At 41.7% G+C, this 18,817-nt stretch carries 13 protein-coding genes; 12 read left to right on the forward strand and 1 reads right to left on the reverse strand.

Features of this window, described 5'->3' with window-relative positions; translation table 11 throughout:
• Positions 1-3 precede the first annotated feature (3 nt).
• From atpA to IY568_RS20985, 12 genes are all read left to right on the forward strand, one after another.
• On the forward strand, positions 4-1,545 hold the full coding sequence (gene atpA, locus IY568_RS20930) for a F0F1 ATP synthase subunit alpha (protein ID WP_010384874.1): 1,542 nt from the start codon (positions 4-6) through the stop codon (positions 1,543-1,545).
• 52 nt (positions 1,546-1,597) lie between these two features.
• Complete coding sequence (atpG, locus tag IY568_RS20935; RefSeq protein WP_010384875.1) at positions 1,598-2,458, forward strand: F0F1 ATP synthase subunit gamma; 861 nt, start codon at positions 1,598-1,600, stop codon at positions 2,456-2,458.
• 32 nt (positions 2,459-2,490) lie between these two features.
• Positions 2,491-3,876 (forward strand): F0F1 ATP synthase subunit beta, encoded by a 1,386-nt coding sequence (gene atpD / locus IY568_RS20940; RefSeq protein WP_010384876.1) that lies wholly within the window; start codon positions 2,491-2,493, stop codon positions 3,874-3,876.
• 13 nt (positions 3,877-3,889) lie between these two features.
• Complete coding sequence (locus IY568_RS20945; RefSeq protein WP_125561149.1) at positions 3,890-4,306, forward strand: F0F1 ATP synthase subunit epsilon; 417 nt, start codon at positions 3,890-3,892, stop codon at positions 4,304-4,306.
• Between the two features lie 1,727 nt (positions 4,307-6,033).
• A complete protein-coding gene (locus IY568_RS20950; protein ID WP_138538123.1) occupies positions 6,034-6,276 on the forward strand; it encodes a hypothetical protein in 243 nt (80 codons plus the stop codon).
• 104 nt (positions 6,277-6,380) lie between these two features.
• Positions 6,381-8,525, forward strand: a complete 2,145-nt coding sequence (locus IY568_RS20955) for a glycosyltransferase (protein WP_125561147.1) — start codon at positions 6,381-6,383, stop codon at positions 8,523-8,525.
• Positions 8,526-8,537: 12 nt separating this feature from the next.
• A complete protein-coding gene (locus tag IY568_RS20960) occupies positions 8,538-9,380 on the forward strand; it encodes a DUF692 domain-containing protein (RefSeq protein WP_125561145.1) in 843 nt (280 codons plus the stop codon).
• Between the two features lie 70 nt (positions 9,381-9,450).
• Positions 9,451-11,247: an ABC transporter ATP-binding protein gene (locus IY568_RS20965; RefSeq protein WP_125561143.1), complete on the forward strand. Its 1,797-nt coding sequence runs from the start codon at positions 9,451-9,453 to the stop codon at positions 11,245-11,247.
• A 10-nt stretch (positions 11,248-11,257) separates the two neighbouring features.
• Positions 11,258-13,186, forward strand: coding sequence for an asparagine synthase (glutamine-hydrolyzing) (gene asnB / locus IY568_RS20970; protein ID WP_125561141.1), 1,929 nt, complete (start codon positions 11,258-11,260; stop codon positions 13,184-13,186).
• Between the two features lie 409 nt (positions 13,187-13,595).
• Positions 13,596-14,846 carry an HlyD family secretion protein gene (locus tag IY568_RS20975; protein WP_125561139.1) on the forward strand — a complete coding sequence of 417 codons (1,251 nt, stop codon included), beginning with the start codon at positions 13,596-13,598 and terminating at the stop codon, positions 14,844-14,846.
• A gap of 14 nt (positions 14,847-14,860) precedes the next feature.
• Positions 14,861-15,568: an ABC transporter ATP-binding protein gene (locus IY568_RS20980; protein ID WP_125561137.1), complete on the forward strand. Its 708-nt coding sequence runs from the start codon at positions 14,861-14,863 to the stop codon at positions 15,566-15,568.
• Positions 15,565-17,994: an ABC transporter permease gene (locus IY568_RS20985; RefSeq protein WP_194868560.1), complete on the forward strand. Its 2,430-nt coding sequence runs from the start codon at positions 15,565-15,567 to the stop codon at positions 17,992-17,994. Before IY568_RS20980 ends, IY568_RS20985 begins: the two co-directional genes overlap by 4 nt.
• Before the next feature lie 60 nt (positions 17,995-18,054).
• Here IY568_RS20985 and IY568_RS20990 read toward each other — a convergent pair whose 3' ends face one another.
• The gene (locus IY568_RS20990) at positions 18,055-18,543 is read right to left on the reverse strand and encodes a winged helix-turn-helix domain-containing protein (protein ID WP_194868561.1); all 489 of its coding nucleotides are present in this window, start codon (positions 18,541-18,543) and stop codon (positions 18,055-18,057) included.
• Positions 18,544-18,817: the final 274 nt, after the last annotated feature.

The raw sequence follows: 18,817 nt of genomic DNA on the forward strand, positions 1-18,817 counted from the left end.
AGCATGCAACTTAATTCCACAGAAATTTCTGCACTGATCAAGCAACGCATTGAGCAGTTTGAAGTTGTAAGTGAAGCGCGTAACGAAGGTACTATCGTATCTGTTACCGACGGTATCATCCGCATCCACGGTCTTGCTGACTGTATGCAGGGTGAGATGATCGAGCTTCCTGGCAACCGTTATGCTATCGCATTGAACCTTGAGCGCGACTCAGTAGGTGCGGTAGTAATGGGTCCATACGCAGACCTTAAAGAAGGCGTAAAAGTTAAATCAACAGGTCGTATCCTTGAAGTACCAGTAGGCCGTGGTCTGCTAGGTCGTGTTGTAAACACACTAGGTGAGCCGATTGACGGTAAAGGCGCGGTAGACAACGATGGTTTTGAGCCAGTTGAAAAAATCGCACCGGGCGTAATCGAGCGTCAATCAGTAGACGAGCCAGTACAAACTGGTTATAAGTCTATCGACTCTATGATCCCAGTTGGTCGTGGTCAGCGTGAGCTAGTGATCGGTGACCGTCAGACTGGTAAAACAGCACTGGCTATCGATGCTATCATCAACCAAAAAGACACAGGCGTTAAGTGTGTGTACGTTGCGGTTGGTCAGAAAGCTTCGACCATTGCTAACGTAGTACGTAAACTAGAAGAGCACGGCGCTCTTGAGAACACCATTGTTGTTGTTGCATCAGCATCTGAGTCTGCTGCACTACAATTCCTGGCACCGTTCTCTGGTTGTACTATGGGTGAATACTTCCGTGACCGTGGTGAAGACGCGCTAATCGTATATGATGACCTGTCTAAGCAAGCTGTTGCTTACCGTCAGATCTCACTACTACTTAAGCGTCCACCGGGCCGTGAAGCATACCCAGGTGACGTATTCTACCTTCACTCACGTCTTCTAGAGCGTGCATCACGTGTTAACGCTGATTACGTTGAGAAGTTCACCAACGGTGAAGTGAAAGGTCAAACAGGTTCATTGACGGCATTGCCAATCATTGAAACTCAAGGTGGTGACGTTTCTGCATTCGTACCTACCAACGTTATCTCAATCACCGACGGTCAGATCTTCCTAGAGACTGACTTGTTCAACGCAGGTATCCGTCCAGCTGTTAACGCTGGTATCTCGGTATCTCGTGTAGGTGGTGCAGCGCAAACTAAAATCGTTAAGAAACTAGGTGGTGGTATCCGTCTAGCGCTAGCTCAGTACCGTGAACTAGCGGCGTTCTCTCAGTTCGCTTCTGACCTTGACGATGCAACACGTGCCCAGCTTGAGCACGGTGAGCGCGTAACAGAGCTAATGAAGCAGAAACAGTACGCACCAATGTCTGTTGCTGACATGTCTCTGTCTCTATTCGCTGTTGAGAAAGGCTACCTGCAAGACATCGAAATCAACAAAGTACTTGATTTTGAAGCAAGCCTAATCGCATTCGCGAAAAGCGAATACGCAGCGCTAATGACTCAAATCAATGAAACTGGTAACTACAACGCCGAGATCGAAGCGCAGCTGAAAGAACTTCTAGAGAAGTTCAAGTCTACGCAAACTTGGTAATGTGTTATGAAGGTGAGTAGTTAACTACTCACCCAGATTCGGAGAAAGAGTCATGGCCAGCGGAAAAGAGATAAAAAGCAAGATCGGGAGTATCAAGAATACTCAGAAGATCACCAGCGCAATGGAGATGGTTGCCGCTTCTAAAATGAAGAAGGCACAGGAACGCGTCGCGTCCAGCCGCCCATACGCTGAAAACTTACGCAAAGTGATCGGTCGTATTGCTCAGGCTAACCTTGACTTCCAACACCCGTTCTTAATTGAGCGTGAGGTGAAGCGAGTAGGTTACATCGTTATCTCTACTGACCGTGGTCTTTGTGGCGGCTTGAACTCAAACGAGTTTAAGTATGTAGCGAAAGACGTTAAAGCGTGGAAAGAAAAGGGTGTTGATGCAACATTTGCAACCCTGGGCGGCAAAGCTGCCGGTTTCTTTAAGCGTTTTGGCGGTGAGCTAGAAGCCAAAAAAGCCGGGTTAGGAGATGCGCCTTCCGTTCAGGACGTAATTGGTCCTGTTAAAGTGATGCTAAAAGCATACGAAGAAGGCAAAATTGATCGCTTATTCGTTGTGTACAACAACTTTGTGAACACAATGAAGCAAGAGCCTGTTATCGATCAGTTATTACCTTTGCCAAAAGCTGAAGAAGAAGTATCAGCTCACGCTTGGGATTACTTATATGAGCCAAACCCAGAGGCGATTCTAGAGACACTACTAGTGCGCTTTATTGAGTCTCAGGTTTACCAAGGTGTAGTTGAGAATGCTGCCTCTGAGCAAGCTGCCCGTATGGTTGCGATGAAAGCCGCAACAGATAACGCAGGTGGCCTGATTGATGAGTTACAGCTGGTATACAACAAGGCGCGTCAGGCTGCAATCACACAAGAGATCAGTGAGATTGTATCTGGTTCAGCTGCCGTGTAACGCTTCGGCAAAGTTTAACGAGAGGAATAGACATGAGTTTAGGTAAGGTCGTCCAAATTATCGGCGCCGTTGTGGACATCGAGTTCCCACAAGACAACGTGCCAGCCGTATATGACGCACTAAAAGTTACAGAAGGCGACCTGGCTGGTTTGACACTAGAAGTGCAACAGCAGCTAGGTGGCGGTGTGGTACGTGGTATCGCACTTGGTAGTACTGACGGTCTGCGCCGTGGTACTTCAGTAGAAGGTACAGCTGAGCCAATCAAGGTTCCAGTTGGTACAGCAACACTTGGTCGTATCATGAACGTACTGGGTGACGCAATTGATGAAGCCGGCCCAATCGGTGAAGAAGAGCGTTGGTCAATCCACCGCGCTGCACCTTCATACGAAGAGCAAAGCAGCTCAGTTGAGCTACTTGAAACAGGTATCAAGGTAATCGACCTTGTATGTCCGTTCGCGAAGGGTGGTAAAGTTGGTCTGTTCGGTGGTGCTGGTGTAGGTAAAACCGTAAACATGATGGAACTTATCCGTAACATCGCAATCGAGCACAGCGGTTACTCTGTATTCGCCGGTGTTGGTGAGCGTACTCGTGAGGGTAATGACTTCTACCATGAGATGAACGACTCAAACGTACTAGACAAAGTATCGCTAGTATACGGTCAGATGAACGAGCCACCGGGTAACCGTCTGCGTGTTGCTCTGACTGGTCTGACTATGGCAGAGAAGTTCCGTGACGAAGGTCGTGACGTACTGTTCTTCGTAGATAACATCTACCGTTACACGCTGGCGGGTACTGAGGTATCTGCACTACTAGGTCGTATGCCTTCAGCGGTAGGTTATCAGCCAACTCTTGCAGAAGAGATGGGTGTACTACAGGAGCGTATCGCATCGACTAAGACTGGTTCAATCACGTCAATCCAGGCCGTATACGTACCTGCGGATGACTTGACTGACCCGTCACCAGCAACGACGTTCGCGCACCTTGATGCAACCGTTGTACTTTCACGTGATATCGCGTCTCTAGGTATCTACCCTGCGGTAGACCCACTAGATTCAACATCTCGTCAGCTTGACCCGCTAGTAATCGGTAACGAGCACTACGAGACTGCACGTGGCGTTCAGACTGTACTTCAGCGTTATAAAGAGCTGAAAGACATCATCGCAATTCTAGGTATGGACGAGCTATCTGACGAAGATAAGCAAGTTGTATCTCGTGCACGTAAAATCCAGCGTTTCCTGTCTCAGCCGTTCTTCGTTGCTGAGGTATTCACAGGTGCACCTGGTAAATACGTTTCACTGAAAGACACTATTTCTGGCTTCAAAGGCATCTTAAACGGTGAATACGATGACATGCCAGAGCAGGCTTTCTACATGGTTGGCTCAATCGACGAAGCGATCGAAAAAGCCAAAAACATGTAATTAGGGGGTTGTTATGGCAATGACAGTACGCCTTGACGTAGTGAGCGCTGAAAAGAGTTTGTACTCTGGCGACGTGACTGCGATCCAAGTGACAGGTAGTGAAGGTGAGCTGGGTATTCACCCGGGTCACGCACCACTACTGACTGGCCTAAAACCTGGTATGGTACGTTTAGTAACAGAAGATAACACTGAAGAGTTTATCTATGTTGCAGGTGGTACGCTGGAAGTTCAACCTAAGACCGTAACTGTCCTTGCTGACGTTGCGATCCGTGCGGAAGAAATTGACGAGCAAGCTGCTGAAGAAGCTAAACGTGAAGCGGAAGCGCAATTGGCTTCAGGCACTGCAGGCGAGCTGGATTACCAGCAAGCTGCAATGCAGCTTGAAGAAGCTCTTGCTCAGCTACGTCTTCTACGCCAGCTGCGCAAATAAGCAGCCACCTATCTGGTTTAAAAAACCCACACTCTACGTGGGTTTCAGACTGATAATAAACCCCACTTTTTAAGTGGGGTTTATTTTTTTAGATGCCAGGTAAAGGCATTTCGGTTCTCTAACATTTATCAGCAACATTCTTACAGGCTGTGCTGCATGCCTTGAGCAGCCATGGCTATTTCTTTCCCGGTTAATGACTTTTATACCAATTTCACTTAATACCTGGTCTATTTGAAGGAGCAAATAGGACGCTAACGGCGTTAAAAATTTCTTATTTAGAACAACTAAATAGCAAAATTTTTGCCTTGTTATCGACCCTATTTTCTCGCCTCAAAATAGATCACTTAATTAAGCAAATTGGTATTACAAGTCCGTATTTCACCATGTAGGCTGGCTTAGGTGCTTGTATTGTGATGATATCCATATTCACACTTTATAAATGAGTCTCTGTTAGTCGGATCCGCACTCCCTAATCACACCAATTAATTGTTTATTCAAACTTATGGCAATCCGTCGCGATGAAATGGGCAGAGCCTAAACCAACTGCAACGAGATTCTCTGGTATAGAGGCGATTATCGGGCTTTTGTTTGGTATGGTCACGGCCATTTCACGGTGCTTTGACGCTAATGTTATGCTTACCATCGAATCATATGGCCACAGCTGAAAAAGACTTGTGGCTTCTCGTCAGGGAGCAACCGTCAGCTGTGTGAATTGAGGTTGCCATCTATACCACCACCTATTGCTTGTTCAATTTGACGGAGCAAATATGACGTTATCTGTGCCACATTTATACATGCTTCTGTATCACAACTATGCTCACACTTTGCTTTATACCAATTTCACTTAATACCTGTTCAATTTGAAGGAGTAAAAATGGCGCCAACGGCGTTAAAGACTTCTCATGTCGTATTGTATTGCTGCGTTTGCCAAAAACGATAAAGACCTGTCAGGCAAGCTTTCAAGAAGTAACCATATTTAATACGTCATAGGTAAGAAACCAAAGTGAAGGTTGTACTTAATTCAGGCAGGTGTCCAGAAATAATGGACAGATCAAATCGCCCCTGCTTGTTGGTTTTTATAAGTTTAGGTTGCACTGTTTTTAACCATGCGTTTTTAGTGTTTTAAAATGTCACTATTCTGTTGCTTTTTTTGTTCTTCTTTTATCTCTTTTTTATTTTAAAAAGCTTTAATATCATTCACTTACCATTTTGTTTGTGTTGTTGCTAATGGTTGTTAACGTTTATTCACTTTTGGTTCGCTCACTTAATCTTGTAAGTTCACCCTGTCAAACGATAGGTCGAATCTGGAATTGATTTGAGTGCACTGAGCTGCACTGGTCAATGAGTAAATTCACACTATTTTTTGTCACACAAGGCAGTGCGTTACGCACAGCCATATAAAAATGAATGGTGGCTTGGCGCTTATGTGAGTATCACATGCACCACTCACCGAATAAGGAACGCACTTTATTTGTAGCTTTCGAGACAGTGTAAGGTATGAGTACGGCCAATTAGGGTTGTAAGCAACACGTTCCATTGAACTATTTAATAAAAAAGGAATAAATGATGATTAATTCACTATTTGTAATTTCAGAAGTTAGCCAAAGCGTTGGTGATGTAGACATTGCTGGCTGTAAAGGCTGTCGCGCTTGTGAAGCTCAGGCTGAGTTTTAATTAAAAAAACACACTGAGTAGAGGATAAGTTATGTCTTTTCAACATGACGTTCATGCAGCATCGCTCTCTACAAGTCACCCCGGTGATTTGTGTGAAGGTTACCGCTGTACTGGTTGCCCTACTTGTCAAACTCAATAAAAAACCATTAAACAAAAAGGAAGAAATTATGTCTTTTTCAAACAGCATTTTTGAAGCAGCTCAAGCTACTAGCAAAAACGGTGATGTATCTCCAGAAGGCGGCCACTGTGGCGGTTGTACTGGTTGTTCAGGCTGTTACTACATGGCACAAATGTAATTGCTAACAGCTAAAGAGGCGTAGTACGCCTCTTTTAAAGTTTCAACTACACCGAGTGCAGAAATAAAAATCAATAATAAAGCAAAGTACTAAAAGGCATTGTAATGAACATTTGTATAATAGGAAAAGTCTCTCCAATTCAAGGGGGAGTGGCGCAGTTAAACTTCTGGCTATGCTATGCATTGGCTAAGCAAGGCCATCAGGTGCATCTGATCAGCAACGGGACTGAAACTGAAGAAGAGTTTAGAATAACATTAGGACGTATTCCTGATGATATGTCAGGTACTCCATTTGCTGATGTAAAGAACAATCTGCATATCCATTACACAAATGAAAAAGCTAAGTACCAATATATTCCTTATGCTAACCCTTTCGTATCAAAGCTTTCTAATATAGCTATTGACGTTGTCCGTAAATATGAGTGTGACTTTATCCTAGGTCACTATTTTGAACCATACGGCGTTGCAGCTTATGTCACGTCACAAGCGACTGGTGTTCCGTTTGGCTTGAAGCATGCTGGTAGTGATGTAGGCCGACTGCTTAAAAACCCAGAGCACAACACCCTTTACCATGAGATGTTCAGTAAAGCAGGATTTATTTTTTCCAGTGGCTCCACGACTCGTCGTTTTTATCATGCAGGTGTAGATCCATACAATGTCATGCCTTTTGCACCGCCAACCTGCCCTGAATTCATCTACAATCCAGAGCGCAAAGCGCTTGATTTAGAACAGTATCTAATCAGTACAAAAGATGCATTGAGCAAGCCGATATATTCAATGCTTAGAGAACAGTTTGGTTATGAAAACTATGATAGTGAAGCCAGTAGTATCGGTATCTACGGTAAGGTCGGTATTAGCAAAGGCAGTTACGATCTCATTGAGTCTTTGGGCAAGTTAAAGAAACGCGGTAAAAAGTTCAACTTCTTAGCCCTCACTAATGGTCATGCGCACCAGCTAAAAGAGTTTGTCAATAAAGTAAAAGAAGCTGGCATTGAAGAAAATACCATTTGGTTACCATTCATGCCGCATTGGCAAGTGCCAGAATTTATCAATTTATGCGATGCGGTTTGTTTCTTAGAACGTGATTTCGCAATCCCTATTCATATGCCAGGCGTTGCTGTTGAAGTTATGCGTTGTGGTAAATGTCTGATTGTATCTGATGAAATTTATGAAAAGCAGCGTGTGAAGGACAAGCTTGAGCCGGGCGAGAACTTACTTGTGGTAGATCCTCAAGACACAGATGCACTGGCTGAAAAGATCAGTTTTGTACTCGATTTTCCTGATAAAGCTAAACAAATTGGTGCAAATTGCTATGAAGTCGCAAAGGATTTTTATCCCTCTTTTGATGAGATAGCAGAATCGATTAGCGATAAGTTTACCGAAGCATTTGAAAATATAAAAAGAAGAGAATTAGAGATGAGCGCACTGGAATTACAATCTTTCGTCAATCGCTTGTACACAGATGACGTATTTCGAAAACTAAATGATGTTGCACCAGATGTTACTGAGGCTTTATATCAGCTAACGGATGAAGAAAAGCAGGCAATCAGAAATATTGAGAAAAAAGCTCTGGAACAGTATGCATCAAGCCTGAAGATGAAAAACTTCAAGCGAAACACAGCAAGCTATGAATATACATTAAAGGTGCTTGGCGAGCCTGCACTATTTAAGCTGTTTGACCGTTTCTATAACGTCAACCCTGCATATCCAGGGGAAAGTAAACTTGCGTTTGTATCTAAATTTGGTCAGTTCTTAGAGGACAGCATTAACGGTTCGCAAGACGATATTCCAAATTATACCGCTGAGTTGATCCGTTTCGAAAATATTCGAAATCAGTTGAATCTAACCACGACAAATCAAGATGATTTTGAATACATCAACACCAAAAACGCAAGCACGACAATTGAGAATGACACCAAAATAAAGCTTGTTGACTCAGCGACGTTGTTGAAACTTGACTATGACTTAGCACAACTGATCGAATTGCTTGATGAGGACGAGATCCCTGCAAACGTCGAAGAGAAAGAAACTGCTATGGTCATGTATTTTGTACCAACTTCTCCTAAAGCGAAACTATTGTCTCTTAATCCAGCTGCCGGCTCGCTAATAAGCATGATCAAAGGTGAGCTTACATTTGCACAATTATTGGATCATTTTGAGACTCAGACTGGTATCAGTGGTTGTAGTGAAGATCTTAAGCAAGCGTTGGAATTCTTCCACTCTAATGAGTTGCTGCTCATATCGCAATAAAAGGGGTCATTCATGATCAGTAAATCAATAGACTTGCTACCTTTTTTAGGCGCTGGCTTAGGTTATAGATACCAGATCCATAATGATATTTTAGCAAATGAAGATGAAATTGACTTTTTGGAGATTATTACTGAAAAGTATATTGGTACCTCTCCACGGTCTATCGACGCATTAACGGAAATGGCAGAGAAATTCACCATTATTCCTCATGGTGTTTCTTTATCGGTGGGGTCTGCACGCAAAGTATCAAAAACGTTTTTATCTAATGTTAAAGATGTTGTAGATATCTTGAATGCGCCTTATTACAGCGACCACTTGGCAACAACGGAGTGCCCAGGTATTGATTTAGGTCACTTATCACCGATTCAATACAATGACGTCACGCTAAAATATACCGTCGATAATATAAATATGGTTCAAGATACTCTGGGAATTCCGTTTGTCATCGAAAACATTACTAAGACATTGGAAATTCCGGGTTCGACAATGAGTGAAGAAGATTTCTTGCACCAGCTTGTTGATAAAACGGGCTGTGGCATGTTGCTCGATGTGACGAATCTTTACACTAATAGCGTAAATTTTGGCTTCGATGCGATTGAGCGAGCTAAACAACTACCACTTGATGCTGTCGTTCAGGCGCACCTTGCTGGTGGGGTTTGGCACAACGGTAAACTTATTGACTCTCATTCTGAATCTATACCTAATCAAGTATGGCAGCTGTTTGAAGAACTCATTCCATTAATGCCTATCAAAGGCGCATTAGTTGAGAGAGATGATAATTACCCTGATTTTGATGAATTACTAGCTGAAGTTAAGAAGGGAAAGAAGCTCCTAAGCAATACTTCTTCAAAATAATTCACAAGCACACCGTAGGACAAGCAGTCATTGCTTGTCCTAATGAAACTTAATTCAGCAAGCAGATCCCATGAAAGCAGCCCAAAATCAACAAGAAAGTAACTTGTCTTTGTTCAAGCGACTCAGCACCTTCCTTTACCCGTATAAATATTCCGTGATGATGGCTATATTTTTTGTGGCATTATCTGTCTTACTTAACCTTTCACCTCCTCTTATTTATAAGGAGATTATTGATTCAGCTATCCCAAATAAAGATCTCCAGGAGCTAACAAACTTAATATTGATTTCTATTGGTATCCTGGTGCTGTCAACATTGTCTGGATTAGCTGAAGAGCTTTTTATTAGTCGATTTGGCTCAGGTTTTTGTTTTGATATTAGGTGTCACATGTATCAACACATACAGCGACTACCTCTGTCTTTTTTCTCAAAAGTTGAAAGGGGAGAGTTACTCTCTAGGTTTAACACTGACTTGATAAATATTCAGGTAGCGTTAGCTCGAACCATTCCATCTATTATCACCAATGTCATTACCTTGATTCTTGCCGCATCTTTTATGCTTTATATGAACTGGCAGCTCACGCTAATTTCAATCGTAACAGTGCCGGTGTATTTTTTGATTCTTTACTTCGTTACTAAAGCAATTAATGAAAAATCAAAAGACTCATTTAACTTTGGCGATCAATTGAACTCCAAAATTGCGGAAGACTTTTCAGTCAATGGCTTTATGTTTTCAAGGTTAAATGGCATTGGAGACAATCAATTTCAAAAGTTCTCTACGATTGCAACTGGCATCCGTAAAACACGAGTCACAATCGCTATGTTATTTCAGGCGAATCGAGTTTCCTTCTCTGCGTTATCTGGACTGGGCATTGTTTTTGTATACTACTTCGCTGGTAAGCATTTGATACAGGAAGAGCTAACAATAGGTACCTTAGTCGCTTTCACTGTATTCACTCAGCGTCTGTATCAGCCTATAGGTTTTCTTTCACATACCGTTCTGGATATATCTAGCGGCGTCGTTAGTTTAAGACGACTTTACAAAATTCTTGATATGGCTCCGGAAAGCCGACTCCCGAATCACCAAGCGAGTGATAAGACGGAAGCACCCAGCCGCTCGAATACAGATTATATTTGTTTGGATAACGTTAGCTTTTGCTACACCGAGAGCGAGAAGAAGCCTGTGTTAAAAGGTTTATCTATGTCTATTGCAAAAGGAGAGAGGGTTGCTTTTGTCGGAGGGAATGGGGCAGGCAAATCGACTCTGGCATTGCTGTTATCTGGGATGCTTCCAGTGCAGCAAGGTGAAATAAGAATTGGAGATTTAAAAGTTAATGATGCATCAGCAGATCAAATTAGTGAATATGTTAATACTGCCGTCGCGAATGCATTTTTCTTTAACGCCTCTATCTTTGAAAATGTTCGGATGGTTTACCCAAACGCAACTGATGAAGCCGTTTATCATGCATTAGAGAAAGCCAATTGCACTTCTTTTATCAGTAAGTTACCACAAGGTGTCGACACGCTTATCGGGCAGGATGGCTATCAACTGAGCTCTGGTCAAAGACAGCGACTATCCGTTGCACGTTTATTTTTGAAAAATTCACCAATTTTTATTCTTGATGAAGTGACGTCTAACTTAGACGTTGAGTCTGAGCATGAAATTCTCAAATCAATAGACGAAATATCAGAAAGTAATACGGTGATAATAATAACTCACAGCCTAGAGACCATTAGTAAGGCTAATAGAATATTTATGATTGACCAAGGTAAGGTTGTTAAAGAAGGTAGCTTAGATTACCTCATAAAAAGCAGCCCTGAATTTAGGAAAATTTTTAATATAAAACAAGAATTAGCCGAAGAAGTGTAAGGAGAAGCTGATGTGTGGTATTACTGGTATTTGGCGCTTTGATGGACAGCCTGTCGACCCTGTAAGTTTAACGAAGTTTAACGATGCGTTAGAGCACAGAGGGCCCGACAGTGGAGATATTTTCATCGATGGAAAACATAATCTAGGGTTAGGTCATCGTCGGTTATCAATCCACGATTTAAGTCAAAATGGTGCTCAACCAATGACTTTACAAGACCGCTACGCAATCAGTTTCAATGGAGAAATCTATAACTATCGAGAGCTCCGAACTGAGTTGCAGCAAGCTGGTTTCCACTTCTTCTCTGACTCAGATACTGAGGTTGCGTTGTATGCCTATGCCCATTGGGGCGTTGAGTGTTTTACTCGATTCAATGGCATGTGGGCTATGGCACTTTGGGATAGCTTTGAAGGCAAGTTACGCATTTGTATTGACCGATTTGCTATCAAATCTTGCGTGTATTACAAGGATGATAATCAGTTTGCTTTTGCGTCTGAATTAAAAGCGTTTGCGTTACTGCCAGGTGCGGATTTACGGCACAATACTGACCTGATAAAACGTCAGTTTTTAGGTCAATCAGGAGAGTTAAGAAAAACGATACTGAGTAAGGTACAACGGATACCGGCAGGACACTATTTAGAAGTGGAAAGTACAGGCGAAATAAGCATGAAACGCTGGTGGAATACGTTACTGCACTTGCCTCAACCACCAAGTACTTTTGAAGAACAAGTGGCGAAATTACAAGAACTCATGGAAGATTCTGTGCGTCTGCGCTTAAGTACAGATACCAAATATGGTATTCCGATAAGTGGTGGAATGGACTCAAGCAGTATCATGCTAACAGCCAGGGATGTTCTTGGGGATGATAAAGAGCCTTTAAGTGGGTTCGTTATTGGAAAACAAGGTTGGTTAGATGAAACGCACCTAGCCCGGGAAGTCTGCCAAAAAGCTGGTGCTGAGTTAACAGAAGTGCACTCTAATTTATATCAGGATGTTGATATGTTAGAGAGCCTCACTAGCTGCTACGAAGATATCGAGGCTGCATCAGAGGGGCCGTATTTACTCTATAAGAGCATGCGGCAACAATCTCGAGTGGTGTCATTGGATGGTCATGGAATGGATGAGTTAATGGCAGGGTATGGCTATCACTTTACGCCCGCAATGCATGATGCATTTGCCGGGATGCCTAATTTAGCCAAGATCTTTGATTTGACTATGCTGGGTCGCAGTATCAGCTTAAATATTGACTCTCTGAAACCTTGGGAAGGCTGGGGGCACTCTAAAAGGCTCTTTGCGGATGCATTTAAGGGGCGCTTTTCGGCCAAGTATCAGCCGCAGAGTTATACAAATGACCAAGAGCACTATCCTGAGCACTTTGATCACTTAAATACCATGCTATATCACGATGTGCATTATGGCTTTTTACAAAATATATTGCGTTCATTTGACTATGCTTCAATGGCGCATGGTGTAGAAGCCAGAACGCCATTTTTGGATTGGCGACTGGTTACATTTTTATTCTCACTGCCGTCAGAAAGCAAACTAAAACATGGATTTACTAAGCGCTTGTTGCGTCATGCTATGGCTGGGAAATTGCCAGACAGTGTGCGATTGAAGAAAAGCAAGATTGGATTCATTGATATGAAAAGCTACTTCTACAATCCCAACACACTTGCTTGGGCAAGAGATAAACTGGATTCCATTGAATCCCGTAACTCAAATATTTGGGATCATAAAGAAGCCTTATCTATTGTCGACCAGTTAGCCAGTGGCAAATCATCAAATCCTGCGCATTTCAGCATTGTGATGAAAATGGCCCGGCTGGTTCATTTGACCGAAAGCTACAGTGCTCAACAGCGCTCTGTGCATTCGAATAACATTACAGCGACTAAGCCTGCAGAAGAGGTTGGCTTTAAGCGTAAGGCCGCCCTCATCGCTTAGTCGTTTGTTGAGTTAAACAGGCTTATTCTTTGAGTATTAATGAAGGTTGTGAGGCTTCGTAACCTTCATTAAGTTGACTGGCAAGATGATGTTGTTACCAGTGTTTGACTTTCGCAAAAACTCAGCTGTTTCAAAGTAACCTGGTGAACGCCCCTGCCTACTCTAGCTACTCCGATTCGTTGACGTTTGTCATACCACGCAATGCTCCGTCCTGACCCTGGAGTTACCTGTTGAACCTTCAGATATATACAGACGCTTCAAAATCACAAAGCATTTCGATTTTGTAGCTTAAAATCGCAAAAACCAATGAGGAAAACAGAAAAAATCAAACAAAAACAGGTGTTTATATTTTGGCACAAATTGTGCTTTGTTAGGTGAGTTTTTCTGTAAATAGCATGAGAAGTTAAAAATGGATGTAATCAAAAGTAGTTCAAAAAAGAAGAACGTAGCATATAAGCGGGCTATCGCGATGGTTTTCTTCGTGATCTTAGCACTATGCTGGTTACTTATTACAACTGATGACCGCGTCGAAGTTCTCCGCAAAGAAAGTCTATTTTCGAACGTACAGCAAGGGGAGTTTATAGTGAGTGTTGATGGGTACGGAGAGTTTAAATCAAACGATCAAAAACTCATCACGTCCCGCTCTCAAGCGACGGTCGAGGAAGTGCTGCTTAAGCCTGGCGCGAGTGTGCAGCCAGATAGTGTCATTCTAAAATTAAGCAATCCAGAAATAGAAGAAAATGTCTTGATAGCAAGTCAAGAGCTCACAAAGGAATATGCAACTTTAAAACAAATTGAACTGTCGCAAAAACGAGAAATTATGACAGAGAAAGTGAAGTACGCTGAGCTGGAAGCCAGTTATGAGATATCGAATTTAAATTTTCAGGCCCAATCCGATCTCTCAACAAAAGGCATCGTATCCAAATTAAATTTTGCTGAAAGTGATATTAAGACTCAGCAAATGAGCAAAGTACTTGCGATTTATAGAGATCAAATTGAACAGTTGAAGCTAATTCATACTGAGTCTATAAATATGCAAAAAGAAATCATTAAACAAGCGGAAAGCAACTTACGGATTGCTAAAGATAAACTAGACCGCCTTACAATCAAAGCGGGTATGAGCGGTGTGCTTCAACAATCTTTTGTGACGTTAGGCCAAACCGTTTCATCAGGTGCACAACTAGCGCTTATCTCTGGTACTGAAAACCTAGTGGGAATTATCAAGGTTCCTCAAACCCAAGCTGATATGATCAAACTAGGACAAAAGGCAAAGATCAACACTCGCAAAGAGATCATTGAGGGCAATGTAGCGCGAATTGACCCAGTGGTTACTGAAGGTACCGTGAGTGTAGAAATAAAAATGGAGGGGGAGCTGCCTAGCAATATTCGCCCTGAGCTCAGTATTGATGGCACCATCGAAATAGAATCGATACCTGATACATTCTTCATAAAACGACCCGCAAATATTCAGCCAAATTCTGTAGCAAAGTTATACCTGGTTGCAGAAGGGCTAAATCAAGCCTCAGCGAAAGAAGTCACCTTTGGTGTAGAAAGTGGCCAATACATTCAAATACTCTCAAATGTAAATATTGGTGAAACATACATTATTTCTGACACTTCTGCGCTCGCAAGTGCGGAATCTATCGTAATCAAACAATAAAGAGCCGCCAAAAAATGAAAAAATTAAAAATAGAAATAAAAAAAATCTCAAAGGTATTTTATACAGGAGAGATGGAAACGCATGCTTTGAGAGATATTAGCTTTGACATATATGAAGGTGATTATATCTCTATTTCTGGGCCTTCAGGCTGCGGTAAATCTACACTGTTATCACTACTAGGGTTGCTGGCTCCTCCATCAAGTGGGCAATATCTGATTGAAGGCGAAGATGTCAGTAACTTAACGCTTACTGATGCAGCAACAATTCGTAATAGAAAAATAGGTTTTGTATTTCAGCAGTTTAACTTAATCGATGAGCTAAGTGTAATCGATAATGTTGCGCTACCACTTAAATACCAAAACCCACCAGTACCTCTTAATGAGGCACGTGAGCGCGCAATAAAGTGCCTTACTAGGGTCGATCTAGGTCATAGGGTTGACCATAAACCGAATCAACTATCTGGTGGTCAACAACAAAGGGTGGCTATTGCCCGAGCTTTGATTGCTGAGCCTGCAATTCTCTTGGTGGATGAGCCAACAGGAAACTTGGACAGCAAAAATGGTGATATTGTGATGGAGATGCTTGAGCAATTAAATAAAGAAGGCGTCACTATTTGCATGGTAACTCACGATGCTCGATACGCAGATATGGCCCACCGTCAACTGCATCTATTGGATGGTGAAATTGTAGAGCAAAAACAAAATGTGATGGAGGCTGTGTGAACTACTTCTTGCACGAACTAAAATTAAGCTTTTTCAGTCTACTAAAAGTTCCAGCATTTTGTTTCACGATTATTCTGACGTTAGGGATCACGCTGGGCGCATTAATAACTGCTTTTAATTTAAACTACCTAATATTTGTTAAACCGCTTGTTTATAACGATCATGAGCGTTTAGTTGTTGCAAACCACGTACGAATTAAAAGCTATGAATCAAGTGGAGAAGGCTTTCAAAGTTACCCAAGCCTGTTGGAGTGGTACAGAAAAAGTAAGGCCTTTGATGAAAAAGCGCTGATCTCAAGTGATATAACGCAAATAACCAGTATTAGTAGTATGCCCCGGGTCAATGCTAGCTATGTTACGCCGGATTACTTCGAAATCACGACGGCGTCAATGCAATTGGGTCGTGCATTTAATGAGTCTGAAGGGCTTAATCAATATAAACCGTCGGTCATTCTCACCGATAAAGCATGGCAGACAATTTTTAATCGTGAACCTGATGTTTTAGGGAAAACGGTTGCGGTGGAGGATATTCAATTTGTTGTGGTAGGCGTACTTTCCGCAGATTTTCAACAGCCGCAGTTAACTGAGTTTAAGTCAGAAAGTCTTGTTTACTTACCCTGGGACTACAATTCCATTCACGCGGAACTGCGCACTAGCTGGGATGACTTTTTACCACATATCCAGTTTGTTGGAAAAGTAAAGGCATCCCTAGAATTACAACAAGCGCAGCATGAACTTACTAGTCTCTCTGATGCTGGTTTCAGAAGAAACACTCAAGGCTCTGAATATTGGAAAGGCGTGAGTTTGCAAGCAAGGCTATTAACTTTTGAAGAAGCTATCATTGGAGATAGTGAAACAACAAGTGCGCTATTTTTTGCCGGGGTGTTAGCTTTATTACTTATAGCGGTAGCGAACGCGACGAATCTATTTTTGTCACGAATTGTTGAAAAGCGTCGTCAACTGGCCATTCAAGCCGCGCTGGGGGCTCAAAAGCAGCATATTTTTCGGGCAATGTTAGCAGAGTCGATGTGTTTAACATTTGGTGCTTTATTATTGTCAATAGCCATTGCTCTATGTGGTATTTACTTGTTGCAACAAAATGCAGCAGGGCAGCTGCCTAGATTAGATGAAATGAGCCTGGATCTGCCATCTATCGTATTTATGCTCATATGCGGCATCATACTTTCTTTTATTTTCGCAGGTACAGCTTCCCTTGCTGTCAACTACCGAGGGTTAAATGGTATGTTGCAATCAAGCGGGAAAGGTTCGGGTCTGCAAATTTCGTCGGGACTACGTGTTGTGCTAGCCGCAAGCCAAATTACGTTAGCAATTATACTACTTTCAACTAATTTCTCTTTGATGTTTGAGGCATCGACTAAAATTACACAGTCATTAGGTATTGATACGGAAGACACTTATTATATTACTGTGAGTACTGGTAATAAAGACTTAAGCGAACTATCGATGAGTCAGCAAGGAAAAGAGTTGAAGAACTTGATTGAAGCTATGCCTGAAGTTGAGGCTGTTTCAATTATAAGTGCTACTCCTTTATCTCCTCGTATGACACGTTCAGTACTACACCCCGATAGACCGAATGATTATATTCGGACAAATGTATTAATTTCTGACAACGATCTTCAGAAGGTTTTCTCACAAAAAACAATTACAGGTCGTCAATTTACAGAGATGGAAGTCAGAAATAATAGTAACGTGGTTATGGTAAGCCAGACTTTGGCAAAGGCATTATATGGGGATGAGTTTTCCGCAATAAATCAGCCTCTCATGTATAGCGGAGTGACTTACAAAATTATTTCAGTTGTCGAAGATGTTAATAACCCCTCTGGCAGAGCCTTTGACGAAATGCTATACCTGCCATCTGAGGTAGAAAAACTTAGCTTTGTTGTAAAAAGGCAAGGAGAAGCCCCATTAAGTAAACAGTCTTTGCAAAATCTAGTTATTGATTATGATAATAATTTTAGAGTGTTTCTATATTATAGTATGGAAGACTTGCATTATAGAATATTAAAGAGAGATGTGGCTACGGCTGTAATTACAATCTCACTATCTATCTTAACTTTACTATTAGCTGCAATAGGCCTTTATGGCATTCTAAGTTATAACGTTAAAATGCGTCAGTATGAACTGGGAGTTAGGATGGCTATTGGCGCTAACCCTATGCATATCGTTAAAGACGTCTTAAAAGACAACAGTAAAGCAATAATTTGGGGTGTGGTTATTAGTGTGATGGCAATGCTACTTTTTGAAGTAGCAAAAAGGAAAGTGGATTTTACAAACTTTAATGTAGACTTGTTTCCTTCTCTGTCAGCAATAGCTCTGACGTTATTACTATCCATCATGATATCAATAATTTCACTGAATGGCGTAGCGAATAGGAGTCCAGTTTACTCATTGCGCAATGATGATTAAGAGAATGCTAGCTCTGATGGAACTTATCAGAGCTAGCCAAAACTAGAGTTGAAGAGTTATTTATCTAATGAAAAAGTTTGAAAAAAGCTTGCCAACTCTAGACATTATCAGTTTATTTGAAATTGGCAGTATGTTGTTATTATTAAACTCTTTTTTGGATACCTGAGCAATTAGTATATAGCCTTTACTCGGTGTTGTTTTTATAAACTTAGGCAGTTTTGGATTATCGCCCATTGCATCCCTAAGTTTTTTCATTGCCACTCTGATTGTATTATCTGAAACAATCTTACCTGACCAAACATGCTGCATGAGATCATTGCAGCTAAGATAAGAACCTGTATTTTTTATCATAAAAGCCAGTAATTCCATAATCAAAGGCTCGAGTCTGGTTTTCCTGCCGTAAGGATCTGTTAATTGGTTGGTGCTAAAGTCAACTATAATATCATTGACTTCATAAACTCCGCTTTCGAATGGGCCACTTTCGATATGGTTTTTTTGTACGTTTCTTAAATCGAAGAAAGTTACATCATTTATTTTTTTTATTGACATAGAAGTTTCCAACCCTGTTTTCCTTGGTTGTTTAATTAATTTAATTATTGTAATTTTTACTAATTATTGTAGTTTTTACTTAGCCTTAATTCAACTCCAGTGTAAGGCATTTCTAAACTGTCGTTTACGCATTTAACTCGGCAGGCTGCTGGTGGCAGGCTACCAATTTCCTTATGCTTAGGGTATTTTACACCAGCTGTTTTTTTAAAGCACCTATATAGTTAATCTATAATAAATTTCGCTTAAATATTTTCTGGTTTCTGAGTACGTCCAG

Source organism: Pseudoalteromonas sp. PPB1, from assembly GCF_015356275.1.
In the GTDB taxonomy this organism is placed as follows: Bacteria; Pseudomonadota; Gammaproteobacteria; order Enterobacterales; family Alteromonadaceae; genus Pseudoalteromonas; species Pseudoalteromonas rubra_D.